Annotated in this window: 30 protein-coding genes and 1 pseudogene; 15 read left to right on the forward strand and 16 right to left on the reverse strand. The window is 39.8% G+C overall.

The features are described from left to right. Positions 1–11: 11 nt before the first annotated feature. The 12 genes from rplF to rplQ all read left to right on the forward strand — a co-directional run bounded on the left by rplF (position 12) and on the right by rplQ (position 6,526). Entirely contained in the window at positions 12–545 is a 534-nt protein-coding gene (gene rplF, locus DPV81_RS05020; RefSeq protein ID WP_005695095.1) for a 50S ribosomal protein L6, read from the forward strand. A gap of 13 nt (positions 546–558) precedes the next feature. Next, a complete protein-coding gene (rplR, locus tag DPV81_RS05025; protein ID WP_005695097.1) occupies positions 559–912 on the forward strand; it encodes a 50S ribosomal protein L18 in 354 nt (117 codons plus the stop codon). A 14-nt stretch (positions 913–926) separates the two neighbouring features. After that, positions 927–1,427: a 30S ribosomal protein S5 gene (gene rpsE / locus DPV81_RS05030; RefSeq protein ID WP_005695098.1), complete on the forward strand. Its 501-nt coding sequence runs from the start codon at positions 927–929 to the stop codon at positions 1,425–1,427. Between the two features lie 6 nt (positions 1,428–1,433). Further along, the gene (gene rpmD, locus DPV81_RS05035) at positions 1,434–1,613 is read left to right on the forward strand and encodes a 50S ribosomal protein L30 (RefSeq protein ID WP_005543631.1); all 180 of its coding nucleotides are present in this window, start codon (positions 1,434–1,436) and stop codon (positions 1,611–1,613) included. A 4-nt stretch (positions 1,614–1,617) separates the two neighbouring features. Beyond that, a complete protein-coding gene (gene rplO / locus DPV81_RS05040; protein WP_005695100.1) occupies positions 1,618–2,052 on the forward strand; it encodes a 50S ribosomal protein L15 in 435 nt (144 codons plus the stop codon). A 7-nt stretch (positions 2,053–2,059) separates the two neighbouring features. Further along, entirely contained in the window at positions 2,060–3,385 is a 1,326-nt protein-coding gene (gene secY / locus DPV81_RS05045) for a preprotein translocase subunit SecY (RefSeq protein WP_005695101.1), read from the forward strand. Positions 3,386–3,413: 28 nt separating this feature from the next. Further along, a complete protein-coding gene (rpmJ, locus tag DPV81_RS05050) occupies positions 3,414–3,527 on the forward strand; it encodes a 50S ribosomal protein L36 (RefSeq protein ID WP_005625868.1) in 114 nt (37 codons plus the stop codon). A gap of 141 nt (positions 3,528–3,668) precedes the next feature. Further along, entirely contained in the window at positions 3,669–4,025 is a 357-nt protein-coding gene (gene rpsM / locus DPV81_RS05055; protein WP_005548758.1) for a 30S ribosomal protein S13, read from the forward strand. A 16-nt stretch (positions 4,026–4,041) separates the two neighbouring features. Beyond that, positions 4,042–4,431, forward strand: coding sequence for a 30S ribosomal protein S11 (rpsK, locus tag DPV81_RS05060; RefSeq protein WP_005543603.1), 390 nt, complete (start codon positions 4,042–4,044; stop codon positions 4,429–4,431). A gap of 29 nt (positions 4,432–4,460) precedes the next feature. Beyond that, positions 4,461–5,081: a 30S ribosomal protein S4 gene (rpsD, locus tag DPV81_RS05065; RefSeq protein WP_005625866.1), complete on the forward strand. Its 621-nt coding sequence runs from the start codon at positions 4,461–4,463 to the stop codon at positions 5,079–5,081. Between the two features lie 31 nt (positions 5,082–5,112). Further along, entirely contained in the window at positions 5,113–6,102 is a 990-nt protein-coding gene (locus DPV81_RS05070) for a DNA-directed RNA polymerase subunit alpha (protein ID WP_005695102.1), read from the forward strand. A 40-nt stretch (positions 6,103–6,142) separates the two neighbouring features. Further along, entirely contained in the window at positions 6,143–6,526 is a 384-nt protein-coding gene (rplQ, locus tag DPV81_RS05075; RefSeq protein ID WP_005695104.1) for a 50S ribosomal protein L17, read from the forward strand. 58 nt (positions 6,527–6,584) lie between these two features. Here the strand turns inward: rplQ and rluA are convergent, their stop codons facing one another. Continuing rightward, positions 6,585–7,244 carry a bifunctional tRNA pseudouridine(32) synthase/23S rRNA pseudouridine(746) synthase RluA gene (gene rluA / locus DPV81_RS05080; protein WP_111387060.1) on the reverse strand — a complete coding sequence of 220 codons (660 nt, stop codon included), beginning with the start codon at positions 7,242–7,244 and terminating at the stop codon, positions 6,585–6,587. A gap of 1 nt (position 7,245) precedes the next feature. Then, entirely contained in the window at positions 7,246–10,008 is a 2,763-nt protein-coding gene (gene rapA / locus DPV81_RS05085; RefSeq protein WP_111387062.1) for an RNA polymerase-associated protein RapA, read from the reverse strand. Positions 10,009–10,206: 198 nt separating this feature from the next. Between rapA and pnuC the strand changes: the two genes are divergently transcribed. Then, on the forward strand, positions 10,207–10,890 hold the full coding sequence (gene pnuC / locus DPV81_RS05090) for a nicotinamide riboside transporter PnuC (protein ID WP_111387064.1): 684 nt from the start codon (positions 10,207–10,209) through the stop codon (positions 10,888–10,890). A gap of 34 nt (positions 10,891–10,924) precedes the next feature. Here the strand turns inward: pnuC and DPV81_RS05095 are convergent, their stop codons facing one another. Further along, positions 10,925–11,623, reverse strand: coding sequence for a tRNA1(Val) (adenine(37)-N6)-methyltransferase (locus DPV81_RS05095; RefSeq protein WP_165818964.1), 699 nt, complete (start codon positions 11,621–11,623; stop codon positions 10,925–10,927). A 70-nt stretch (positions 11,624–11,693) separates the two neighbouring features. Here DPV81_RS05095 and srmB point away from each other — a divergent pair, with 70 nt between their 5' ends. Then, positions 11,694–13,022, forward strand: a complete 1,329-nt coding sequence (gene srmB / locus DPV81_RS05105; protein WP_014064578.1) for an ATP-dependent RNA helicase SrmB — start codon at positions 11,694–11,696, stop codon at positions 13,020–13,022. Positions 13,023–13,064: 42 nt separating this feature from the next. Here srmB and DPV81_RS05110 read toward each other — a convergent pair whose 3' ends face one another. After that, entirely contained in the window at positions 13,065–13,268 is a 204-nt protein-coding gene (locus DPV81_RS05110) for a YMGG-like glycine zipper-containing protein (RefSeq protein WP_049369905.1), read from the reverse strand. A 212-nt stretch (positions 13,269–13,480) separates the two neighbouring features. Here DPV81_RS05110 and DPV81_RS05115 point away from each other — a divergent pair, with 212 nt between their 5' ends. Further along, positions 13,481–14,290 carry a transferrin-binding protein-like solute binding protein gene (locus DPV81_RS05115; protein WP_111387068.1) on the forward strand — a complete coding sequence of 270 codons (810 nt, stop codon included), beginning with the start codon at positions 13,481–13,483 and terminating at the stop codon, positions 14,288–14,290. 24 nt (positions 14,291–14,314) lie between these two features. Here the strand turns inward: DPV81_RS05115 and DPV81_RS05120 are convergent, their stop codons facing one another. From DPV81_RS05120 to DPV81_RS05175, 12 genes and pseudogenes are all read right to left on the reverse strand, one after another. Next, entirely contained in the window at positions 14,315–14,638 is a 324-nt protein-coding gene (locus tag DPV81_RS05120) for a DUF4298 domain-containing protein (RefSeq protein ID WP_049369903.1), read from the reverse strand. A gap of 79 nt (positions 14,639–14,717) precedes the next feature. Next, positions 14,718–16,172, reverse strand: coding sequence for a decarboxylating NADP(+)-dependent phosphogluconate dehydrogenase (gene gnd / locus DPV81_RS05125; protein ID WP_111387070.1), 1,455 nt, complete (start codon positions 16,170–16,172; stop codon positions 14,718–14,720). 82 nt (positions 16,173–16,254) lie between these two features. Then, positions 16,255–16,686, reverse strand: coding sequence for a toxin-antitoxin system YwqK family antitoxin (locus DPV81_RS05130; RefSeq protein ID WP_111387072.1), 432 nt, complete (start codon positions 16,684–16,686; stop codon positions 16,255–16,257). Positions 16,687–16,843: 157 nt separating this feature from the next. Beyond that, a pseudogene (locus DPV81_RS05135) lies at positions 16,844–17,002 on the reverse strand (GNAT family N-acetyltransferase); the annotation flags it as partial. A gap of 16 nt (positions 17,003–17,018) precedes the next feature. Then, a complete protein-coding gene (locus DPV81_RS05140) occupies positions 17,019–17,351 on the reverse strand; it encodes an avidin-fold protein (protein WP_111387074.1) in 333 nt (110 codons plus the stop codon). Between the two features lie 32 nt (positions 17,352–17,383). Then, complete coding sequence (locus DPV81_RS05145; RefSeq protein ID WP_165818965.1) at positions 17,384–17,800, reverse strand: hypothetical protein; 417 nt, start codon at positions 17,798–17,800, stop codon at positions 17,384–17,386. Between the two features lie 26 nt (positions 17,801–17,826). Next, positions 17,827–18,219, reverse strand: a complete 393-nt coding sequence (locus DPV81_RS05150; RefSeq protein ID WP_111387078.1) for a GNAT family N-acetyltransferase — start codon at positions 18,217–18,219, stop codon at positions 17,827–17,829. A gap of 33 nt (positions 18,220–18,252) precedes the next feature. Beyond that, the gene (gene pgl / locus DPV81_RS05155) at positions 18,253–18,951 is read right to left on the reverse strand and encodes a 6-phosphogluconolactonase (protein ID WP_111387080.1); all 699 of its coding nucleotides are present in this window, start codon (positions 18,949–18,951) and stop codon (positions 18,253–18,255) included. Positions 18,952–19,012: 61 nt separating this feature from the next. After that, a complete protein-coding gene (zwf, locus tag DPV81_RS05160) occupies positions 19,013–20,494 on the reverse strand; it encodes a glucose-6-phosphate dehydrogenase (protein WP_049369898.1) in 1,482 nt (493 codons plus the stop codon). Between the two features lie 72 nt (positions 20,495–20,566). Continuing rightward, positions 20,567–21,373, reverse strand: a complete 807-nt coding sequence (gene cysQ / locus DPV81_RS05165; protein ID WP_111387082.1) for a 3'(2'),5'-bisphosphate nucleotidase CysQ — start codon at positions 21,371–21,373, stop codon at positions 20,567–20,569. Positions 21,374–21,382: 9 nt separating this feature from the next. Beyond that, positions 21,383–21,787: an HI_0559 family membrane protein gene (locus DPV81_RS05170; protein ID WP_111387084.1), complete on the reverse strand. Its 405-nt coding sequence runs from the start codon at positions 21,785–21,787 to the stop codon at positions 21,383–21,385. Positions 21,788–21,837: 50 nt separating this feature from the next. Continuing rightward, positions 21,838–23,838, reverse strand: a complete 2,001-nt coding sequence (locus tag DPV81_RS05175; RefSeq protein WP_111387086.1) for an OPT family oligopeptide transporter — start codon at positions 23,836–23,838, stop codon at positions 21,838–21,840. Positions 23,839–23,937 lie beyond the last annotated feature (99 nt).

The raw sequence follows: 23,937 nt of genomic DNA on the forward strand, positions 1-23,937 counted from the left end.
GGGGTAGGAAAATGTCTCGTGTTGCAAAGGCACCTGTTAATATTCCTGCCGGCGTTGAAGTTAAACTCGACGGTCAGCTATTAACAGTAAAAGGAAAAAATGGCGAGTTATCTCGCACAATTCATCACTCAGTTGAAGTTAAACAAGATAATGGTCAATTTACTTTCACTCCACGTGAAGGTTTTGTTGAAGCGAATGCTCAATCGGGTACAGCTCGTGCATTAGTTAATGCAATGGTTATCGGTGTTACTGAAGGCTTCACTAAGAAATTACAACTAGTGGGTGTTGGTTACAGAGCTCAAATTAAAGGCAACGCAGTTGCATTAAGTTTAGGTTTCTCTCACCCTGTGGAGCACACTTTACCAGCAGGTATTACTGCAGAATGCCCTTCACAAACGGAAATCGTTTTAAAAGGTGCTGATAAGCAGTTAATTGGTCAAGTTGCAGCAGATATTCGCGCTTATCGCCGTCCTGAGCCTTATAAAGGTAAAGGTGTACGTTACTCTGATGAAGTAGTACGTATGAAAGAGGCTAAGAAGAAATAATTAAGGTAACACTATGGATAAGAAATCAGCTCGTATCCGTCGTGCAGCTCGTGCACGTCATATGATGAGAGAGCAAGGTGTAACTCGTCTAGTTATTCACCGTACTCCGCGTCATATCTACGCACAAGTTATTGCACCAAACGGTTCAGAAGTGCTTGCCGCTGCTTCAACTGTTGAAAAAGCAATTCGTGAGCAAGTTAAATATACCGGTAATAAAGATGCCGCAGCAGTAGTAGGTAAACTTGTTGCTGAGCGCGCATTAGCAAAAGGCGTTAAAGACGTTGCTTTTGACCGTTCCGGTTTTAAATATCATGGTCGTGTCCAAACTTTAGCGGACGCTGCACGTGAAGCTGGTCTACAGTTCTAATGAGGTAAATTGAGATGTCAAACATCGAAAAACAAGCTGGTGAACTGCAAGAGAAGCTAATCGCAGTAAACCGTGTATCAAAAACTGTAAAAGGTGGTCGTATTATGAGCTTTACTGCTTTAACAGTAGTAGGCGATGGTAACGGTCGCGTAGGTTTTGGTTATGGTAAAGCTCGTGAAGTTCCGGCAGCGATCCAAAAAGCGATGGAAAAAGCACGTCGCAATATGATTAATGTCGCTTTAAACGAAGGTACATTACAACACCCAGTTAAAGGTGTTCACACTGGTTCTCGCGTATTTATGCAACCAGCTAGCGAAGGTACAGGTATCATCGCCGGTGGTGCAATGCGTTCAGTGTTAGAAGTTGCTGGTGTACGTAACGTTCTTTCTAAAGCGTATGGTTCAACCAACCCAATCAACGTTGTTCGTGCAACTATTGATGCATTAGCAAATATGAAATCACCAGAAATGGTTGCTGCTAAACGTGGCAAAACCGTTGATGAAATTTTGGGGTAATTGATAATGGCTAAAACTATTAAAGTAACTCAAGTTCGTAGCTCAATTGCTCGTTTACCGAAGCACAAAGCTACCTTGCGTGGTCTTGGTCTTCGCCATATGCACCATACTGTTGAGTTAATCGATACTCCGGCAGTACGTGGTATGATTAACCAAGTTTCATACATGGTTAAAGTGGAGGAGTAAGAGAATGCGTTTAAATACTCTATCTCCGGCTGAAGGTGCTAAGCACAGTGCAAAACGCCTTGGTCGTGGTATTGGTTCAGGTTTAGGAAAAACTGGTGGTCGTGGTCATAAAGGTCAAAAATCTCGTACTGGCGGCGGTGTTCGTCGTGGTTTTGAGGGTGGCCAAATGCCATTATACCGTCGTTTACCAAAATTTGGTTTCACTTCAATGAAATCAGCGGTAACTGCTGAAGTTCGTTTAAATGAATTAACAAAAGTTGAAGGGAATGTTGTCACTTTAGAAGCATTAAAAGCTGCAAACATTTTAACTAAAGATATTCAATTCGCTAAAGTTATCTTAGCTGGTGAAGTGAAATCTGCAGTTACTGTACGTGGTTTACGTGTAACTAAAGGTGCAAAAGCAGCAATCGAAGCTGCTGGCGGTTCAGTTGAGGAATAATTAGCAAATGGCTAAACAACCAGGTTATCAAAGCAGAAGTACTAATAGTGGTACTGGTGAACTAAAAAGCAGATTGCTTTTTGTATTAGGTGCACTTATCGTTTATCGTATTGGTTCTTTTATTCCGCTTCCTGGTATTGATGCCGCCGTGCTAGCTCAATTAGTTGAACAACAAAAAGGCACCATCATTGATATGTTAAACATGTTCTCTGGTGGTGCATTGAGCCGAGCATCAATTTTAGCATTAGGTATCATGCCGTATATCTCGGCATCTATCGTAATGCAATTGCTTGCTACGGTTTCACCTGCTTTAGCAGAATTGAAAAAAGAAGGCGCAGCAGGGCAAAGAAAAATCACCAAGTATACTCGTTATGCAACGGTGGTTTTTGCTACTATCCAAGCTATCGCAATTTCTACCGGTTTACCGAATATGTTGCCACAATTAGTGCCAAATATCGGTTTTACTTTTTACTTCACTGCAGTAGTGAGTCTTGTGACCGGAACCATGTTCTTAATGTGGTTAGGTGAGCAAATTACTGAAAGAGGTATTGGTAACGGTATCTCAATTCTTGTTTTTGGTGGTATTGTTGCAGGATTGCCACATGCAATCATCGAAACAGTTGAGCAAGCTCGTCAAGGACAAATGCATCCTTTAGTTCTTCTACTAATCGCTGCTATTGTTTTTGCAGTAACTTACTTTGTTGTCTTCGTAGAACGTGGACAACGTAGAATTCGTGTTGAATATGCTAAGCGTCAACAAGGACGTCAAATTTTAGGTGGTCATTCAACTCACTTACCATTAAAAGTTAATATGGCAAACGTAATGCCAGCAATTTTTGCTTCAAGCATTATTTTATTCCCTGCCACATTGACACAATGGTTTGGTCAAAATGATAAGTTTGAGTGGTTAAATGACTTATCAATGTTGTTGAATCCTGGACAACCTTTATATCTTCTTGTTTATGCGGTAGCGATTATTTTCTTCAGTTTCTTCTATACTGCAATGCAATATAATCCACGTGATACAGCAGATAATCTAAAAAAATCTGGTGCATTTATCCCAGGAATTAGACCAGGTGAACAAACATCTCGTTACATCGATAAAGTAATGACTCGCTTAACATTAATTGGCGGTCTTTATGTAACGTTCGTATGTTTAGTCCCTTATATTATGACATCAGCATGGGATGTTAAATTCTACTTCGGTGGAACTTCCTTATTAATCGTTGTTGTTGTAATTATGGATTTTATCGTGCAAGTTCAGAGTCACTTAATGTCGTCTCAATATGAATCTGCGTTAAAAAAAGCAAACCTTAAAGGTTTTGGACAGTAATTGTTCATTTAAGTAAAAAGGATAAGCAATGAAAGTTCGTGCTTCCGTTAAGAAGATGTGTCGTAACTGTAAAATTGTTAAACGTGAAGGTGTTGTTCGCGTATTATGCAGCGACCCTAAACATAAACAACGTCAAGGTTAATTAACATTTCTTCTTGCAAAGAACCGGTTGAGTAGTTATACTACTCAACTCATTTATGTCCTTGGTATTCTGTTTGAGTATCCTGAAAACGGGCTTTTCAAGATCAGAATACCAAATTAGTTAAAATAATAGGAGTGCATAGTGGCCCGTATTGCAGGCATTAACATTCCTGATCACAAACACGCTGTAATCGCTTTAACTGCAATTTACGGTATCGGTAAAACTCGTTCTAAAAGCATTTGTGCTGCAGCGGGTATTGCTGAAGATGTTAAGATCAGCGAATTGTCTGAAGAGCAGATTGACAAACTGCGTGACGAAGTTGGTAAATTTACCGTTGAAGGTGACTTACGTCGTGAAGTAACACTAAACATCAAACGTCTTTTAGACTTAGGTTGTTACCGTGGTTTACGTCATCGTCGTAGTTTACCGGTACGTGGTCAACGTACTAAAACTAATGCGCGTACCCGTAAGGGTCCACGTAAGCCGATCAAAAAATAGTCGGGGTAAATAAAGAATGGCTAAAACACCAGTTCGTGCACGTAAACGTGTAAAAAAACAAGTTGTAGATGGCGTAGCACACATTCACGCATCTTTCAATAATACAATCGTTACCATTACTGACCGTCAAGGTAATGCTTTAGCTTGGGCTACAGCAGGTGGTTCAGGTTTCCGTGGTTCTCGTAAATCTACCCCGTTCGCTGCACAAGTTGCTGCAGAACGTTGTGCTGAAATCGTTAAAGAATTCGGCTTAAAGAACTTGGAAGTTATGGTTAAAGGTCCGGGTCCGGGTCGTGAATCAACAATCCGTGCATTAAATGCAGCGGGTTTCCGTATCACGAACATCACTGATGTGACTCCGATTCCTCATAACGGTTGTCGTCCACCGAAAAAACGTCGTGTTTAATGGCGTAATAGGATAGTTGGAGAAAGAAAATGGCAAGATATTTGGGCCCTAAACTCAAGCTCAGCCGTCGTGAAGGCACTGATTTATTCCTTAAATCAGGTGTGCGTGCGATTGATTCAAAATGTAAAATTGATACAGCACCAGGTCAACACGGTGCTCGTAAACCGCGTTTGTCTGACTATGGTAGTCAATTACGTGAAAAACAAAAAGTTCGTCGTATCTATGGTATTTTAGAACGTCAATTCCGTAACTACTATAAAGAAGCAAACCGTTTAAAAGGTAATACTGGTGAAAACTTACTAGTATTATTAGAAGGTAGATTGGATAACGTTGTTTATCGCATGGGATTTGCTGCAACTCGCGCAGAAGCTCGTCAATTAGTGAGCCACAAAGCGATTGTCGTAAATGGTCGTGTTGTAAATATCCCATCTTTCCAAGTTTCTGTAAATGATGTCGTTGCTGTTCGTGAGAAATCTAAAAAACAAGCACGTATTAAAGCATCATTAGAATTAGCAGAACAAAGAGAAAAACCAACTTGGTTAGAAGTTGATTCTGCAAAAATGGAAGGTGTGTTCAAACGTGTTCCTGAACGTTCTGATTTATCAGCAGACATTAACGAACATCTGATCGTTGAGCTTTACTCTAAATAATAGTTAAGCTTAAAAGCAAAGAGAGGATAAAATGCAGGGTTCTGTTACAGAATTTTTAAAGCCACGCTTAGTAGATATCGAGCAAATTAGCTCTACTCATGCTAAGGTGATCTTAGAACCGTTAGAGCGTGGCTTTGGTCATACTCTAGGGAATGCATTACGTCGTATCCTTCTGTCTTCAATGCCAGGTTGTGCTGTAACTGAAGTAGAAATTGATGGCGTACTGCACGAATATAGTAGTAAAGAAGGTGTTCAGGAAGATATTCTTGAAGTTCTTTTAAACCTTAAAGGTCTAGCGGTTAAAGTACAGAATAAAGATGATGTTATTCTGACATTAAATAAATCTGGAATTGGCCCTGTTGTTGCAGCTGATATCACCCATGATGGTGATGTTGAGATTGTTAATCCATCACATGTAATCTGTCACTTAACAGACGAAAATGCATCTATTAATATGCGTATTCGTGTTCAACGTGGTAGAGGTTATGTACCTGCATCTGCTCGTACTCATTCACAAAATGAAGATCGTCCAATCGGTCGTTTATTAGTGGATGCTTGTTATAGCCCGGTTGACCGTATTGCTTACAATGTTGAAGCAGCACGTGTTGAACAACGTACTGACTTAGATAAACTAGTTATCGAGTTAGAAACTAACGGGACTATTGATCCGGAAGAAGCAATTCGTCGTGCAGCAACAATTTTAGCAGAGCAACTCGATGCATTCGTTGATTTGCGTGATGTTCGTCAACCTGAAGTCAAGGAAGAAAAACCGGAATTCGATCCGATTTTATTACGTCCTGTTGATGACTTAGAGTTGACAGTTCGTTCTGCTAACTGTTTGAAAGCAGAAACAATTCACTATATCGGTGACTTAGTACAACGTACAGAAGTTGAGTTATTAAAAACGCCTAATCTTGGTAAGAAATCTCTTACTGAAATTAAAGACGTTCTCGCTTCACGTGGCTTGTCACTTGGTATGCGCCTTGAGAATTGGCCACCAGCAAGTATTGCTGAAGACTAGTTTGGTCATAGGTTAAGATTTTTCTGAGAAGGATAAGATCATGCGCCATCGTAAGAGTGGTCGTCAACTAAACCGTAATAGCAGCCATCGCCAAGCGATGTTCCGTAACTTAGCAAGTGCTTTAGTTAGTCATGAAATCATCAAGACTACTTTACCAAAAGCTAAAGAATTACGTCGTGTAGTTGAACCGTTAATTACATTAGCAAAAGAAGATAGCGTTGCAAACCGTCGTTTAGCATTCGCTCGTACTCGTAACATCGAAACTGTTGCGAAATTATTCAATGAATTAGGTCCACGTTTTGCTCAACGTGCAGGTGGTTACACCCGTATCTTAAAATGTGGTTTCCGTGCAGGTGACAACGCTCCAATGGCATACATTGAGTTAGTTGATCGTCCAGAAGTTGCAGAAGCAGCAGCGGAATAATAATTTGTTATAAAATAAAAAGGCTCACTGATGTGAGCCTTTTTTATGTCTCGTATTCCTAAAATTCAGCTTTAGCTCTGAATGTCATTTTTTCACCTGTGATAGGGTGCGTAATCGTAAGTTCTTCTGCGTGTAAGCATAAACGAGGTGACATCGATTTAGCTTGTGGGTGAGAATAAAACTTGTCCCCTAAGATGGGATGTCCAAGAGCGAGCGTATGTAAACGAAGTTGATGCGAACGTCCTGTGATTGGAGTCAGTTTCACTCGAGTACAGTTAGTCGGTAATCTTTCTAAAACTTCATAAAAAGTGACCGCTCTTTTGCCAAATACAAAATCAATGCGTTGGCGCGGGCGATTTTCCCAATCACAAATCATGGGAAGATTAATTTCCCCACTATCTCGTTCTAAGTGTCCCCATACTAAAGCTTGATAATATTTCTTTGGCTCACGTTCACGGAATTGACGTTTCAACTCTTTATCTGCTGCTTTACTTAATGCAAACAGAATAATCCCACTTGTGGCCATATCTAAACGGTGTGCGGGTTCACAAAATCCAAATTTCTCTTTCACCCTGCTCATTGCACTGTCATAGTATTCTGGCTGATTGCCAGGAACTGAAAGTAAACCGCTTGGTTTATTTACCACGCAGATATGATTATCTTGGTAGATAATATCTAAATACGGTTCTAAAGGGGGATGGTATTCAATAAGTGCCATATTATTCCTTGTTTGTCACTATTACCCGAAGGCTATCTAATCGCCAGCTTGCTTTACTTAACTCTTCCAGAGAAAGCACGCGTTGTTTTTCTAATACATCGATTTCCGCCTGGCGAATATTTTTATTTACTGATTTCAAGGCTATAAGTCGATTGAGTTCAGTGCTCAATGTTTGATCTGCTAATTTACTGGCTTCTTGAATTTTAGCTTGTGCGATTTCAGTTATTTTGTGATCGCCTAGTTTAATTAATTGCTCAATATTTGGACGAGCCATTTTAACCATTTTATTCGCAATGTCTTTGCTTAGCGGCTTAAGTTTATTTTGCAATGTATCAAAATTAACTTGTCCGGCTAGATCGTTTCCTTTGCTATCCAGTAATAATCGAACAAGCGTAGGCGGAAGAAAACGATTCAGTTGTAAACCTTTTGGTGATTGGATTTCAATCATATAAATCAATTCAACCAAAAGAGTGCCAGCAGGTAGCTGTTTATTAACTAATAATGCCATGGCTGCTTTGCCGATGTCACCAGAAGCGATTAAATCAATGCCTTGACGTATCATTGGATGATCCCAGGTAAGAAATTCTAATTCCTCACGAGCAAGGGCAAGTTGTCGGTCAAAGGTTACTGTGACACCTTCTTCTTTTAGTCCTGGGAAATCAGGAACAAGCATGGTGCCCGTTGGTGTGATAACAATGCTGTTTTCACCTAAATCATCTTGTTCTACACCAATAATGTCAAATAAATTCAGTGCAAAATCGACTAATTGTGGGGAATTATCGGCTTGAGCGATTTCTGCCGCAAGTCGTTGTGCATTTTCGCCACCATTAGAATTTAACTCTAACAAACGATCGCGCCCTTTCTCTAAGGCTAAGCGCAATGCTTTTGCTTGTTTTTGTGTTTGGAGAATGAGTTTCTCAAAATCTGCTTTATTTTCTGACCGCACTTTCAATAAAGCTTCATATTGTTCAAACAATGCCATACCAATCGGACAAGTTTGTTCAAAGGCATTTAAACCTTCATGATACCAACGCGCTAAATCTTGCTGCGCAGAGTTTACGAGGCAAGGTACATAAATTTGTACATCTCGCGTTTGTCCGATACGATCTAAACGGCCGATACATTGCTCAAGTAAGTCAGGATTTTCTGGTAAATCGAAGAGTACGAGATGACAAGCAAATTGGAAATTTCTGCCTTCAGAACCAATGCTAGAACTCAGTAAAACTTGAGCACCATTTTCGTTATCAGAAAAATAAGCCGCCACGCGATCTCGTTCAATAATCGACATTCTTTCATGGAAAACCGTACTGCGAATGGCTTCTTTTTCTCGTAAAATTTGCTCAAGTTGAATTGCCGTTTGTGCTGTTTTACAAATGACTAAGATTTTTTCATTTCGGTGTGATTTTAGAAAATCAATTAACCAATGAATTTTTTCGTCTACTTCAGCCGCATCAATCGTTACTTGGTGATAAACCCTGTGCGGAAAACCTTTTACACCTTGGCGTGTATTGCGAAATAAAATACGGCTTGTGCCATGTCTGTCGATGAGATTTTGAATGAGTTCTTGTCGCGCAGCTTGTTTCTCCTCATCATTATGACAGGCTAAAGCTTTGAATAATGGTTCGGCATCCTGCTCATTGAGTAAATCAGAAATATGATTTTTTTCGACCGCACTTAGCGGCTTCTCTGAGAGTAAAGATTGCACAGCATCCGCAACAGGCTGATAGTTTTCTTGCTCCTTCAAGAATGCTTGATAATCGTAAAAACGCTCAGGATCAAGTAAGCGTAAACGTGCAAAATGGCTTTCCAAGCCCAGTTGTTCAGGCGTTGCGGTAAGTAATAAAACAGATGGAATAGCGTTCGCTAATTGTTCTACTAATAAATAAGCGGCACTTGGCGCATTTTCGGACCAAGCTAAATGATGCGCTTCATCGACAATTAAACAGTCAAATTCAGCTTCAATAGCTTGTTGTATGCGATGAGGATGTGCTTTCAACCAGTCTAATGCACAGATAATTAAGCTTTCTGTACTAAATGGGTTGATAGCTTGTTCGGCAAAATCTTCACAACGTTCTTCATCAAATAATGAAAAATGTAAATTAAAACGGCGAAGCATTTCGACAAGCCATTGATGTTGCAAGGTTTCCGGTACAATAATTAACACACGTTGTACTTTTTCAGCAAAAAGCTGGTTTTGCAAAATCATGCCTGCTTCAATGGTTTTACCTAATCCTACTTCATCTGCCAAGAGCACGCGAGGATTGACACGGTTTCCTACCTCTTGCGCAATATGAAGCTGATGGGGAATTAAACCTGCACGATTGCCTCGTAACCCACGCAAAGGCGATTGAAATTGAGCTTGTTGATGCAGAAGAGTTTGATAACGCAACGCAAAATGTTCACTACGGTCAATTTGCGATGAAAAGAGGCGATCTTTCGCTTGGCTAAAGGAAATAATCGGAGAAAGTTCTTTTTCATTGACGATAATCTCTTCGCCTTGCGCATTTTTGGCTAAATAAAATAAGAGACCATTCATTTCTTGAACATCAAGAACTTCACCTTGCCAACCTGCCTGGTGATGAAGTTGTTCCCCTTTATTCAATACAATTCGGGTTAATGGCGCTTGTGCCACCGCATAAATTCGGGTTTCATCTGTCGCGGGAAAGTGAAGGGTAACTGAACGGAAATCTAAGGCGGTAATCATCCCTAATCCGAGGCTATTCTCTGTTTCGCTAATCCAACGTTGACCGATTGCAAATGACATCATCTTCCTCTTAATGAATCTCTTAAAATGGGGCGATATTGTAGTCTGATTATAAGGGAATGCAAGGCGAAGGCGAGTAAAAGCATGAAAAATAAAGTGTGATTTATCTCACAATAATCAAATTAAATACCTGCTATGCTTTACTTTAAAAAAGTGCGGTGTAAAAATGGCGTACTTTTTATAATACAGGAGTGTTCCATGAATTGGACTGAACGACTTAAAGAAGAATTTTTATCTGGTTGGAAGCCTTTTGAAGTGGCATGGGTAGTTATTTTCCTTGCTGCACAAATTATTGCTTATGTTCTTATGCCGGATAGCCCATTAGGCATGATTTCGGGTATTGCAGGTATTCTCTGTGTAGTATTGGTGAGTAAAGGAAAAATTAGTAACTATTTCTTTGGGCTCATTTTTGCTTATACCTATTTTTATGTCTCCTGGGGAAGCAATTTTCTTGGTGAAATGAACACCGCGCTCTATGTATATATCCCATCACAATTTATCGGTTACTTTATGTGGAAACAAAACATGCAAAACGATAATGGTGGTGAGAGTGTGATAGCCAAAGCTTTAACACCGAAAGGTTGGGCAATTTTGCTTTTGAGTGTTGGAATTGGTACCCTTTGTTTTGTACAGGCTTTAAAAGCAGCGGGTGGGAGCTCTACAGAGTTAGATGGTTTAACCACGATTATCACCGTAGCGGCGCAATTATTGATGATTTTGCGTTATCGTGAGCAATGGTTATTATGGATTGTCTTAAATGTGCTTTCCATTTTGCTTTGGAAAGGGCAACCAGCGATGTACTTAATGTATAGTGCTTACTTACTCAACTCATTATATGGTTATTACAACTGGACGAAACTCGTCAAAGCGGAAAGCCATTAATCACATCGATAGAAAAGGGCATAGTAATATGCCCTTACATTTTTAAATAAAATGTCTTCGTCAATGCAATAAATTCCTCTGTGTACTGATTGTTTTCGTTATAAATCACCAAGCTATCTTTTACCTGTGGTAAATGCTCTCGGCTAAACGTGAGTAACATTCGTTGTGGTGCTTTCCCTGTCTTTGTAATGACATCAGTCTGCTTAATACAATAAAGTGCGGTTGAATTTATCAATGTTTTTCCCGCCTCATAAGGCAAGACAAAACTGATTTTTCCTTTTTTGGATAAACAACTCGACGCCCAATTTAACCAATCTAAATGGCTTTGTTGAACATAACGAGCAAGTGCTCGTTCGTCATTTTTACATTCCACACCTTGCGCAAAATAAGGCGGATTTGCCACAATTAAATCAAATTGATGTGCTGTTTGTTGGCAATAAGTTTGCACATCTTGGTGTATTAAATGAAGGCGATTGTGCCATGGCGAAGCCTGAAAGTTTTCTTGCGCTTGTTGAGCGGCGAGGGGATCAAGTTCAACGGCTTCAATTTGGCAATGCTCATGACTTCGTTGGGCGAGCATTAATGCAACCAAGCCCGTACCAGTCCCCATATCTAGAATACGCTGACAATCAGACACATCCGCCCAAGCACCCAGTAAAATGCCATCTGTGCCGACTTTCATCGCACAATGTTGTTGATTAATATGGAATTGTTTGAAGATAAAGCTGCTCATAAAATCTTGCGGAAAATGACCGCACTTTCAGGTATAATCAGCCCCAATTTTAACAAATTAACGCAAAATAATGAATTTATCCCCATTTGAAGAATTCGATCTTTCCCCTGAATTATTAAAGGCCTTAGAAAAGAAAGGTTATACCCGCCCAACCGCCATCCAATTAGAAGCGATTCCTGCTGCCATGGAAGAGCGGGATGTGCTCGGTTCTGCACCAACAGGTACAGGTAAAACAGCCGCATTTTTATTACCTGCGATTCAGCATTTATTGGATTACCCTCGTCGTAAACCTGGTGCGCCTCGCATTTTAATTTTAACGCCAACTCGTGAGCTGGCGATGCAGGTTGCAGAGCAAGCGGAAGAGTTGGCGCAATTCACGCATTTGAAGATTGCAACCATTACTGGCGGTGTGGCGTATCAAAATCATGGGGAAGTATTTAATTCAAATCAGGATATCGTGGTGGCAACACCGGGGCGTTTATTGCAATACATTAAAGAAGAAAACTTTGATTGTCGTGCGGTAGAAATGCTGATTTTTGATGAAGCAGATCGCATGTTGCAAATGGGCTTTGGCCAAGATGCGGAGAAAATTGCCGCTGAAACACGTTGGCGTAAACAAACCCTCCTTTTCTCAGCGACATTAGAAGGGGAGTTATTAGTTGATTTCGCAGAACGTTTATTGAATGACCCGGTAAAAATTGATGCCGAGCCAAGCCGTCGTGAGCGTAAAAAAATCAACCAGTGGTATTATCACGCCGATAGTAATGAACATAAAATCAAGTTACTTGCACGTTTTATCGAAACTGAGAAAGTGAGCCGTGGTATTGTGTTTGTTCGTCGTCGCGAAGATGTACGTGAGCTGTCTGAAACCTTGCGTAAACGTGGCATTCGTTCTACTTATTTAGAAGGCGATATGGCTCAAACGCAACGTAATAACGCCATTGATAAATTAAAATCAGGTGTTGTTACTGTATTAGTGGCTACTGATGTGGCTGCTCGCGGGATTGATATTGATGATGTGACACACGTCATGAACTTTGATTTACCTTATAGTGCAGATACGTATTTACATCGTATTGGTCGTACCGCTCGAGCAGGAAAAAAAGGCACAGCGGTTTCTTTTGTGGAAGCGCATGATTACAAATTACTCGGTAAGATTAAGCGTTATACAGAAGAGCTTTTAAAAGCGCGTATTTTAGAAGGACTAGAACCTCGTACTAAACCACCAAAAGATGGGGAAGTAAAATCTATGTCTAAAAAGCAAAAAGCGCGTATTAAAGAAAAGCGTGAAGAAAAGAAAAAATCAGAGGTGAAGAAAAAAGCTAAACTGCGTCATAAAGATACGAAAAATATTGGCAAACGCCGTAAACCTAGCGCAGAAAAAACAGCCGAGAAATAATAAAAAACAACCGCACTTAATTAAGTACGGTTATTTTTTTGACTATTTATTGACTTGGCTACCGATTACGCCACCTAATGCGGCACCACCTAATGTGGTCGCGGTATTACCACCAAGCATATAGCCTGCTACGCCACCAATAGCTGCGCCAGCTGTTGTATTTTTTTGTGTACGGTTCATATTTCCACATGCAGCAAGGGAAATAACAGTCATCGCGATAACAAGTGATTTTCCAATTAATTTCATAGGATCTCTCCGTGTTTAACATATAAAACTATCCATATTGATAGTATTCTATAAGACAAACGGAGATGAATGAAAGTTCAGTAAATATATTTAATAGGATTGTTTATCGTATTTTTAATCGTATTTTTATAAGGGTGTTACATTTAATATATTGTTTTAAAATGATATAATTCCAATCTGGATTTATTTAATAACCCTAAGAGGAATCTACTATGAAAGTAAAACATACTTTATTATTAACTGTATTATCAGTTGCTTTAGCTGCTTGTGGCAGTGGTGGTGGCAGTGGTGATAGCAATAGCTCTAGCAATAGCTCTAGCCCTGCACCAAATAATTCTTCGAATAAAAAAGTTGAATTGAAGAAAGATAAAGTAACAGGCTTGAGTTTTACAGGAAACAATTCGATTTTCTTCGATTCTTATGAAAGAGACAATAATATTGATAAATTAAGTGTAAGAGGGAAAGATATTCCACTAGTTGGATCTGATATGATTCGTAATGATGGTTGGTTGCAAGATGCTAAGTCGACAACCTCTGGTGTTACAACTCGAATGATTGGTGATAACCTAAAAAATGCTCGTTATGGTTTGGTGGTTGATCAGATGTCGCATGAGGGTATTCTTTTTGCTCAGGGTAGAGAAACTGATGTAGAAAATATTCCAGCTAGTGGCTCAGCAAGATATGAAGGTCAACATTTGATTGAAGTAGATAATAAAGATAACAAGTTTAGCAACGCTAAATATTACCTTGTAACCGGTAAAGCAACACTTGACGTCAATTTCGGTGATAAGACTATTTCTGGCGCTTTTGAAGTTCCAGCTGAAGATGGTAAAGGTAAAGCAGATCTTCCTTTCAATGCTCAAATTAAAGGCAATAAATTTAGTAATGAAGACGCATCCTCAGTTAGAAGTTTAAGAGTTTCTGGTGGTTTTTATGGCAAAAATGCTGAAGAGGTTGCGGGAGTTTATAATAACTTCAATAGATATGGCGGAGCTTTTGGTGCTAAAAAAGTAAGCAATTAATTATTCTATTTGGTTTGGCCCTGTCTACTTGGCAGGGCCATTATCTAATACTTTCGCAACCACTTTCAAATATTCAATCGCCAATCCATGGTGTCCTGTACTCGCATTAAATACTAAATCTTCACTTAATACACCACAAGGCATATCCTCTGGGATTTTACCGTCCTCATAAGCTTGATAATCTTCTCGCCAGTCACCATCAAAATAATAGTGTTCTAAGGTTTTCATTTTTGGTAAGAAAGCCTGCCATTTTTCAAGAAATTGTTCTGCGTCGGCTAAGAAACTCTCTGCTTCATTAAGAAGGTTTTCCATTTCTGAAATTTTATCTAAGCGTGATTGAGGTAACATAGGTTTCTCCAAAATAAGGTAAAAATAAACCGCACTTTATGTGAACAAAGTGCGGTGAGTTTATCATACGTTTTTAGACTTACACATCATAAGTGGTAGAGGCTGTATTCCCACCGCGACCTGTCCAGTTGGTGTGGAAGAATTCACCACGTGGTTTATCTGTACGCTCATAAGTATGCGCGCCAAAGTAGTCACGTTGTGCTTGCAATAAGTTTGCTGGTAAACGGGCTGAAGTATAACCATCTAAGAAGGTGATTGCAGACGCCATACAAGGCATTGGAATACCTACTTCAATAGATTTTGCCACCACTTTACGCCAGTCACTTAATGCATTTTCTAAAATGCCTTTGAAATAACTATCTGAACCTAAGAAGATTAAATCGGGGTTTGCCTCATATGCACCACGAATGTTACCTAAGAAACGGCTACGGATAATACAACCTTCACGCCATAATAACGCTGTTGCACCGTAGTTGATGTTCCAGCCAAATTGTTCAGAGGCTTCACGAATCAGCATAAAGCCTTGTGCATAAGAGATGATTTTTGAAGCCAATAATGCTTTGCGCACTGATTCAATCCAAATTTTCTTATCACCTTCAACTGGCGTAACGGTTTTATTGAATAATTGATTTGCTGCAACACGTTGATCTTTAAATGAAGACACGCAACGAGCAAAGACAGATTCAGTGATTAAGGTTAATGGAATACCGAAATCTAATGCATTGATACCCGTCCATTTACCTGTCCCTTTTTGACCAGCGGTATCTAAGATTTTTTCAACTAATGGCTCACCATCGGCATCTTTATAACCAAGAATGTCAGTGGTGATATCGATTAGATAGCTATCAAGTTCAGTTTTTTTCCATTCTGCGAAGATAGATTGCATCTCTTCGTAGCTTAAGCCTAAACCTTCTTTTAAGAATTGGTACGCTTCACAGATTAATTGCATATCACCGTATTCGATACCGTTGTGAACCATTTTCACAAAGTGTCCAGCGCCTTCACCACCAACCCAGTCACAGCAAGGTTCGCCTTGTTCTGTTTTTGCTGAGATTGCTTGGAAAATAGGTTTAACATATTGCCATGCTTCTTGATTACCACCTGGCATGATAGATGGCCCATGACGCGCACCTTCTTCACCACCTGAAACACCCGAACCGATAAAGCGAATACCTTTTTCAGCCAATGCTTTAACACGGCGGTTGGTATCTGGATAGTTTGAGTTACCCCCATCAATGATGATGTCGCCTTCTTCCAAGTGCGGTAATAATGCCTCAATAAATTGATCCACTACATCACCCGCACGCACCATTAACATCACTTTACGTGGTTTTTCTAATTTAGAAGCTAAATCTTCTAAAGAGTATGCGCCGATAATATTCGTGCCTTTTGCCGCACCTTGTAAAAATTCATCCACTTTTGAAGTGGTACGGTTATATGCCACGACTTTAAAGCCATGATCATTCATATTTAAAATGAGGTTTTGCCCCATTACGGCTAAGCCGATAACACCGATGTCGCCTTTTACTGACATTGTTTTCTCCTGTTGTAGGGTACAAGTTGTTGTACCGATTTGAATATGTTGGTGCAATAAGTTGCACTCTACAAAATAAATTCTATTCTTTAATATCTTTAATCAAAGAACCTTTTTCATCATAGACTTGAAATCGAATTAGATGTCCATTTTTATAAAGAATTTTTGTTCTTAACTTACCTTCTTGCGTATAACCTTCAGACCATCCTTGAGCTAGTCCTTTTACCAATGGTGTATGAGAGTGCAATTTCCCATTAGGGTGATAAACATCAAAATATTTATCTACATACCCATTTTTTACAACTGTTTTAAAAGTTCGACCATTACTTGCAGTTCCTGTAAATTCACCATCTTTTATATTAGCAGGAACTTGTTTTTTAGAGATCGTTCTCATACTTTCAGGAATATCACTAATCTGATTAATTTCAGGCTGTGAAGAAGTAGTCTTGTTATTATCTGTCACACATGCGGTCAATATGAGAGATGCAAATAATGTTACTAATATTTTTTTCATATTTTTACCCTAAAAAATAAATGTTATTAAATTAAAAACCCTATGATAGCGCGTGTCTCCTGACGCGTGCCTTTATCTACAAGCATACGCTATGAAGCGTGCGCTATCAGTAATCCATCTTCTTTCTACGCAAAAGTGCGGCCACCTTTCCAAGTATTTACCTCTTCGTCCACGCACTCATATGTTGAGTAAATCCAATATATGGATAATAATCCACTGCTTGTGGAGCAGATAAAAGCACGATTTTGGCTTGTGGATGTAAGGCTTGCTTAGTGTATTCAATTAACTGCAAGATGATACCTTGTTTCAGATATTCTATAGCAAAACTTCTTTTAAATTTCTCTAATCAAAGAGCTACCTTGCTCTAACGTGTCTAGCCACTGCCACTTTTCATGACCGATGAGTTTGCTTTCTTCTAAAGAAAATTTTGTACAGCAACGCCCCAAACGATTTTCTAGAGATTGATTTAAATGTTGATACGTAAATTCAATTTGAGTATCGTTAATCCATTTCCCAATTAAAAAGCCTTTTAAAATTTCCCCACCACCATATTCGGCCCAAATCATTTTACCTTGTTGATGGTAATGAAATTCTGTTTGGCTACTCACCTCACCATTTGCGGTGTTTTCAACAGCAACAAATTTTTTATTATCTAAATTCAACATTAAAGTCACTCCGCATCCAATGTATCTATATCTTATTTTTGCATAATGTAATGCATTTCTACATTTTTCGCTTTTGCGGCTTTTTCTAGATCTGCTTTATCACTTTGACTATCTCCAACAAGGTATAAAGATACATCCTTACCGACCTTTTCTGCATTATTTAGTCCATACATAGCAACTGCTTTATTCACAGATTGACTGTTCCCTGCAATTCCAATGTGTAAATTATCTGTAGCTAAAAGAGATACGAGTCGTTTTCCTGAAGTACCACCTGCGGTTCTAATCGTTGCTACAAGCATTCCATTTGAAACTGGGTTTCCTGCTTCTGGAACTTGAAGCATTACTGAGCGATTATCTTTTGGCATTTGTGCCGCTAACTGATCTAAAGATGGACCAGATGAACAAGCAAATAACAAAGTTGAAGTAAGTATTACAAGCAGTTTTTTCATTTTTGTCACCATATCATTCTAATAAATTAACTCTTCGTCCATGCACTCATATGTTGAGTAAATCCAATATGCGGATAATAATCCACGGCTTGCGGAGCCGATAAAAGCACAATTTTAGCTTGTGGATGTAACGCCTGTTTGGTGTGTTCAATTAACTGCAAGCCGATACCTTGTTTTTGATATTGTTCATCAACCGCTAAATCAGATAAATAACAGCAGTAGGCAAAATCTGTCACGGAACGTGCCACACCCACTAATCGTTCACCATCCCAAGCGGTGATTAATAAATCCGCATGGTGCAACATTGCTGCGACACGCTTTTCATCCTCTAACGGACGGCGTGCCCCAAGCGTTGTTTTATTTAACAATTCAATAAATTGTTTAACTGAAATTGGTTCATTTACTTTGTAGTCTATCATTTTGCAATCCTATGATATTTGATACTCAACTTGTTATAGCAATTTTGCCGCCGCTTTATCCAAATACCATTCCGTCACCCCATTTTTTGCTTTAATTTTGGCAGCGGGATAAGGCAGATTTTCTGCAGGAGTCGTTTGGATTTCTTTTAAAATATCCGCTTTGCTTTCGCCAGTGACTAAATAGGTAATGCGTTTGGCTTGTTCAATCAGTTTGGCTGTTTTAGAAATACGAATTTGACCGCTTTCAGGGTGTTTTGCAATGACCGCAAGGTTTACATCATCAAAATGGGTTTGATGTGGGAAAAGAGAAGCGGTATGACCATCTGTTCCCATGCCTAAAATGATCCAATCAAAAATACCGTTTGGAATGACCGCACTTAATTCTTCTTCGAAGCGTTTTAGTTCAAAGTGCGGTTCATTTTCTCCACGAATTCTGTGGAGGTTTTCCGTTGGAATTTGAATATGATCGAATAAGAGTTTTTGCACTTCACCATAGTTGCTTTCTGAATCGGTTGGTGGAACCATGCGATCATCACCCCACCAAAAATGCAGATTTTTCCAGTTAATTTGTTCCGCATAAGGCGTTTGGGCTAAGGTTTTGAATAACAGCTTAGGCGTTGAACCGCCAGAAAGAGAAATATGCACAGGGTGATTTAATTGGCTATAAATCACAAATTCTTGAGCGATCTTTTCAACAGCGTGTTGAGCCGTTGGGAAGGTAATGGTGTTCATGTTTGTTTCTCTCTATTCGGTGATAAGCCTTCTTCTATTGAAGAAGGCGAGATGTTAATGATTAAACCTTTTTCTTCATTTTACCGCTTGGTTTACGCCATACGCGACCACTTTTCGCAATGAGTTTTTCGGCTGCAATCGGTCCCCAAGTGCCGGCTTCATATTCGTAGATTCGACCACCAGCTTCTTTGTAATCCAAAATCGGTTGCACAAATTTCCATGCAGCGTGCACAGCATCCGTACGCGCAAAGAGTGTGGCATCGCCCTTCATCGCATCAAGCAATAAGCGTTCATAAGCCGTGAGCACTTGCTCATCGGCCAAATCGGCATAACGGAAATCCATTGAGACTTCTTTCGCTTCAAAGCCTGCACCTGGTTTTTTCAAACCAAATCGCATTGAAATGGCTTCATCAGGTTGAATACGGATGATCAATTTATTCTCAGGCGCATTTTGACTGAATACCGGATGTGGTGTAGTTTTGAAATGAATCACAATTTCTGTCACACGTGCTGGTAAGCGTTTACCTGTACGCACGTAGAAAGGTACACCAGCCCAACGCCAGTTTTCGATTTCACAACGTAAGGCCATAAAGGTTTCTGTGCGAGAGTTAGCTGGAACGCCTTTTTCCTGTAAATAGCCTTTAACTTCTTTGCCATCAATTTCCGCTGCAGTGTATTGACCAAGCACTAAGTTGTGCTCAACGTCATCTTGCGTTAATGGACGTAAAGAATGCATGACTTTGGCCACTTCATCACGCATTGAGTTCGCATTGATGATTGCTGGGGGCTCCATGGCAACCATGGCTAAAACTTGTAATAAGTGGTTTTGGAACATATCACGCATTGCACCAGAGCCATCATAATAGCCACCACGTTCTTCTACACCAATGGCTTCGGCACCCGTAATTTCGACATAATCAATGTAATTACGGTTCCAAAGTGGTTCGAATAAGCCATTTGAGAAGCGTAAGACAAGTAGGTTTTGAACGGTTTCTTTACCAAGATAATGGTCGATACGATAGATCTGATGTTCTTCAAAGAAACGATGAATTTGAACGTCAAGTTCTTGTGCTGTTTTTTCATCGTAACCAAAAGGTTTTTCGACAATAATACGTTTCCAACCGTCTTTTTCTTCGTTTAAACCATGAGCCGCAAGACATTCTGGAATTACACCATATAAGCTTGGTGGCGTGGACATATAGTAAAGGGTGTTGCCATTTGTTTGATATTTAGTATGTAATTCTTCTAAACGAGGGACTAATTTACCGTAATCCGCAGCATCAGATGTGTTTACCGCTTGGTAATAGAGATGACTACAAAAAGCATCTAGCGTTTCAGGGGTGGTTTCTTCTGTTTCCAGTAACGCTTCACGCATTTTTTCACGGAAAGTCTCATCGTTTAATTCTGAACGCGCGACACCTAATACAGAAAATTTGTTTAAACGACCAAATTTGAAGAGATTATAAAGTGCTGGAATGAGTTTACGGTGAGTCAAATCACCGGAAGCACCAAAAATCACGATACAGTTATTATTAGTTTGCATATTATTCCTTATTGTTCCGAGTAGTATTTTTAAATAATGCAATATATTACTGCACTTTACCAATCGAACCAATCAATTAAATTGAAAGACAGATGCCCAATTTTGTGTATTATCTGCCACCATCACAAAGGGTGGATTAATTAAACTTTCACGCTGATTATAGGTGAGCGGCTGATACTGCGGATCGAAAATCATTCCATTGATTTCAGCTAATAAAATTTCAGCACCTGCTGTATCCCATTCGCCGGTTTTACCGAGGCGAACATAGCAATCAACAGCTCCTTCAGCAACCAAACCGCTTTTTAAACTACTCGAACCCACCACCGTAAATTCACATGGCAAATTCTTCGCTAAAATTGACCGCACTTTCTCTTGTGAGGTGGTGGCGCCAACGGCTATTTTTAACGGTTTTGTAAGATCGATTTTTCTTGGACGCAAGCGCGTTATCTCTTTATCACTTTGTTTGAATGCGCCGAAACCTTTCATGGCGTAATAGGTGATATTCAAAATAGGGAAATGAATCACACCTAGCACAGGTTGGTGGTTTTGCACGAGTGTAATTAATACCGAAAATTGATCCGTGCGATCAATAAATTGCTGCGTACCATCAAGGGGATCGATTAGCCAATAAGTTTGCCAAGTTTGGCGTTGTTCAAAGGGGATATTGCAGTTTTCCTCTGAAAGAACAGGAATATCAGGGAAAAGTGCGGTCAGTTTTTCGATTAAAAATTGGCTGACAAATAAATCTGCTTCCGTGACAGGGGTGTTATCCGATTTGGTTTGTATTGTCACGTCCTGTTGGTAAAAACGCGCTAAATGTTTTCCCGCTTTATTAGCGAGCGTGCGGACTTGATCGAGAAGAGATTGAGATAATTGCATGTTTATTTCCTACTTTGATTTCGGTAATAACAAGGAGAGGAAGACTGTCGTATAGATTGCCAGGATAACAGAACCCTCTAAGACGAATAATACACGGTCAGTCAGATATTGGGTATTTTGTGCGATGAGAAGATTGCCGATACTCCAATAACAAAAAAGAATGATGAATGAAAAAATGAGAATTTTATTCCACTGATGACGTAGATAGCCACGGTATTTAGCAAAATAAGCGTTGATTATTGCCGGCACGGTGAGTGGCCAGAATGTTAGAAAGAAACCAAATAATGCGGCATCGAAGTTACCTTCTTTGCAGTAGTCCATTCCGAAAGCGATATAAGCAATAATGCTACCTATTATCTGTGTAACCAATGGGAAGATGATAATTGCTTTTAGATAAGGGGATTGCGTTGACACCTTAAGCTCCTAGAAAAATAGGCTATCCGAGGACAGCCTATTTTAATCCATTATTTCGATTTCTTCGCACGTAATACACGAGAAACGAAAATAAAGATACCAAAGATAAATACGGCAAGACCAAGTAATTCGCCAATATTATCCCAATTTTCTAATCCTAAGGCTAATGGATCTTCAGAACCACCTGATGTAACAGACGCCGCAATAATGAAGGCTAAGATTACGCCCATCAAGCTTTCACCCACAATTAAACCCGCAGCGAAAAGTGTGCCGAAACGTTCTGCTTTTTTCTCCACTTCAGTATCGTTAGTGCGTTTTGCATAGTTTTTAATGTGACGAGTGATAAACCATGCCATTACTGCACCGACTACAACTGGCATATTGATTGATGGTGGAAGGTAGATACCAATCCCCACCGCTAATACCGGTAAGGCAAAGCGGCTGTCACTGGTTTTACGCATGAATGCATCCAAAATAATCAACACAATACCTAAACCTACACCAGTTAAAATGTAAGTCCATTCTAAATGGTTGGTGAAAATACCTTGTGAAATGGTAGTCATAAGGGTTGCTTGTGGTGCTGAAAGCGCTTGTGCAGGATCCATGTCTGGACGTGGTAATGCGCCAGTAAAACCATAAGCGTGGTATAGAATTTCTAATACCGGTGCAATGACTAATGCACCAACGAAACAACCGATAATCAATGCAACCTGCTGTCTCCAAGGGGTCGCTTCCACTAAAAGACCGGTTTTTAAGTCTTGTAAGTTATCGTTTGAAATAGTGGCTGTGGTTAAAACGATAGATGCCGTGAATAAGGTCAATGCGGTTAAGAATTTTTGACCGTCAGCTGTTTCAAATAAACCACTGCTTTTACCAATGGTCACTAAAACAAGTGAAATCACGATAACAGAAATGATCCCGATACCAGAAATAGGGCTAGAAGATGAGCCTACAAGTCCAGCCATATAACCAGACGCTGCTGCAACGAAGAAGCCAATTAATACTGCGAGTAGCGTACAAACCACCACTAATAATACGGCAAGTTCAGCAGAAATAGGCGCTGCTGCCACAAAGTGATATAAGGAAATCACGATTAACACGACAGTCGCCAATAAAATGTAAATGATGGTTTTTGGTGATAAGTCGATATCAATACGATGTTCTGATTCAGCTTGTGAGCCTTTTAGCATACGGAAAGAATGAACCATCCCTTCGATCATTGGTTTGAAAAGGATTAATAATGTCCAAATCGCCGCAATACCGATAGTACCTACACCGATAAAGCGAACTTTCGTTTTCCATTCAGCCATGGCATAACTAACAATAGAGGCATCCGTTGGCATATCGCCTGTTGCAGTGAAATAAGGTACCGCGACACCCCAAGCAAGGAATGTCCCGAATAACATAGCAAGACCGCCCACGATACCAATTAAGTAACCTGCACCCACTAAGGCAAGTGAGAAACCCATTGGTAATTGGAAAATCGCTTTGCCGTTAGAGAACCATGCGCTCGCGCTATCAGACATGACACGTAATGCGTTGGTTAAGAATGCAACGGTTCCTGCAAAAATACCGCCGTAAGCAATATCTTTTACACCACTGTCGCTTTCGTCATTATTACCCGCTTTTAAGATTTCAGCGGCAGCCACGCCTTCAGGGTAAGGTAAGTCACTGTTTACCACCATTGCACGACGTAATGGAATGGTAAATAGTACGCCTAAGGTACCACCAGCGGCACAAATAAGCACTGTTTGCCAGAATGGGAATTCTTGCCAGTAACCCATCATTAATAGGCCAGGAAGCACGAAAATAACAGAAGATAACGTCCCCGCTGATGAAGCTTGGGTTTGTACCATGTTATTTTCTAAAATACTGGAATCCTTGAAGAATTTTAAAACAGCCATAGAGATAACGGCAGCAGGAATGGAGGACGCAAACGTCATCCCCACTTTAAGACCCAAATAAACGTTAGATGCAGTGAAGATCACTGTAATTAACGCCCCAAGGAACATCCCCCGGAAGGTCAATTCTTTTAAATTATTATGAGACATAGATTTTCCTATATATATTTTTCAAAAAATGGCGATACATTCTCAAAAAAAGAATATTTATGCAAGTTTTCTTTAAAGTTAATCGCTTGCGATTAGAAT

The sequence above is a fragment of the Haemophilus parainfluenzae genome, assembly GCF_003252795.1.
GTDB lineage: Bacteria > Pseudomonadota > Gammaproteobacteria > Enterobacterales > Pasteurellaceae > Haemophilus_D > Haemophilus_D parainfluenzae_K.

What these genes read in the sequence shown, in the direction of transcription:
- rpmJ (WP_005625868.1), top strand. Translation starts at nt 3,414, where the DNA reads ATGAAAGTTCGTGCTTCCGTTAAGAAGATGTGTCGTAACTGTAAAATT.
- DPV81_RS05095 (WP_165818964.1), bottom strand. Translation starts at nt 11,623, where the DNA reads ATGAGCAGCTTTATCTTCAAACAATTCCATATTAATCAACAACATTGT.
- rplR (WP_005695097.1), top strand. Translation starts at nt 559, where the DNA reads ATGGATAAGAAATCAGCTCGTATCCGTCGTGCAGCTCGTGCACGTCAT.
- DPV81_RS05140 (WP_111387074.1), bottom strand. Translation starts at nt 17,351, where the DNA reads ATGTTGAATTTAGATAATAAAAAATTTGTTGCTGTTGAAAACACCGCA.
- DPV81_RS05110 (WP_049369905.1), bottom strand. Translation starts at nt 13,268, where the DNA reads ATGAAATTAATTGGAAAATCACTTGTTATCGCGATGACTGTTATTTCC.
- rluA (WP_111387060.1), bottom strand. Translation starts at nt 7,244, where the DNA reads ATGGCACTTATTGAATACCATCCCCCTTTAGAACCGTATTTAGATATT.
- secY (WP_005695101.1), top strand. Translation starts at nt 2,060, where the DNA reads ATGGCTAAACAACCAGGTTATCAAAGCAGAAGTACTAATAGTGGTACT.
- pnuC (WP_111387064.1), top strand. Translation starts at nt 10,207, where the DNA reads ATGAATTGGACTGAACGACTTAAAGAAGAATTTTTATCTGGTTGGAAG.
- rplQ (WP_005695104.1), top strand. Translation starts at nt 6,143, where the DNA reads ATGCGCCATCGTAAGAGTGGTCGTCAACTAAACCGTAATAGCAGCCAT.
- pgl (WP_111387080.1), bottom strand. Translation starts at nt 18,951, where the DNA reads ATGAACACCATTACCTTCCCAACGGCTCAACACGCTGTTGAAAAGATC.
- rpsD (WP_005625866.1), top strand. Translation starts at nt 4,461, where the DNA reads ATGGCAAGATATTTGGGCCCTAAACTCAAGCTCAGCCGTCGTGAAGGC.
- DPV81_RS05145 (WP_165818965.1), bottom strand. Translation starts at nt 17,800, where the DNA reads ATGAAAAAACTGCTTGTAATACTTACTTCAACTTTGTTATTTGCTTGT.
- DPV81_RS05130 (WP_111387072.1), bottom strand. Translation starts at nt 16,686, where the DNA reads ATGAAAAAAATATTAGTAACATTATTTGCATCTCTCATATTGACCGCA.
- DPV81_RS05115 (WP_111387068.1), top strand. Translation starts at nt 13,481, where the DNA reads ATGAAAGTAAAACATACTTTATTATTAACTGTATTATCAGTTGCTTTA.
- srmB (WP_014064578.1), top strand. Translation starts at nt 11,694, where the DNA reads ATGAATTTATCCCCATTTGAAGAATTCGATCTTTCCCCTGAATTATTA.
- DPV81_RS05150 (WP_111387078.1), bottom strand. Translation starts at nt 18,219, where the DNA reads ATGATAGACTACAAAGTAAATGAACCAATTTCAGTTAAACAATTTATT.
- rpmD (WP_005543631.1), top strand. Translation starts at nt 1,434, where the DNA reads ATGGCTAAAACTATTAAAGTAACTCAAGTTCGTAGCTCAATTGCTCGT.
- zwf (WP_049369898.1), bottom strand. Translation starts at nt 20,494, where the DNA reads ATGCAAACTAATAATAACTGTATCGTGATTTTTGGTGCTTCCGGTGAT.
- rplO (WP_005695100.1), top strand. Translation starts at nt 1,618, where the DNA reads ATGCGTTTAAATACTCTATCTCCGGCTGAAGGTGCTAAGCACAGTGCA.
- rplF (WP_005695095.1), top strand. Translation starts at nt 12, where the DNA reads ATGTCTCGTGTTGCAAAGGCACCTGTTAATATTCCTGCCGGCGTTGAA.
- rapA (WP_111387062.1), bottom strand. Translation starts at nt 10,008, where the DNA reads ATGTCATTTGCAATCGGTCAACGTTGGATTAGCGAAACAGAGAATAGC.
- gnd (WP_111387070.1), bottom strand. Translation starts at nt 16,172, where the DNA reads ATGTCAGTAAAAGGCGACATCGGTGTTATCGGCTTAGCCGTAATGGGG.
- rpsE (WP_005695098.1), top strand. Translation starts at nt 927, where the DNA reads ATGTCAAACATCGAAAAACAAGCTGGTGAACTGCAAGAGAAGCTAATC.
- DPV81_RS05070 (WP_005695102.1), top strand. Translation starts at nt 5,113, where the DNA reads ATGCAGGGTTCTGTTACAGAATTTTTAAAGCCACGCTTAGTAGATATC.
- DPV81_RS05120 (WP_049369903.1), bottom strand. Translation starts at nt 14,638, where the DNA reads ATGTTACCTCAATCACGCTTAGATAAAATTTCAGAAATGGAAAACCTT.
- cysQ (WP_111387082.1), bottom strand. Translation starts at nt 21,373, where the DNA reads ATGCAATTATCTCAATCTCTTCTCGATCAAGTCCGCACGCTCGCTAAT.
- rpsK (WP_005543603.1), top strand. Translation starts at nt 4,042, where the DNA reads ATGGCTAAAACACCAGTTCGTGCACGTAAACGTGTAAAAAAACAAGTT.
- DPV81_RS05175 (WP_111387086.1), bottom strand. Translation starts at nt 23,838, where the DNA reads ATGTCTCATAATAATTTAAAAGAATTGACCTTCCGGGGGATGTTCCTT.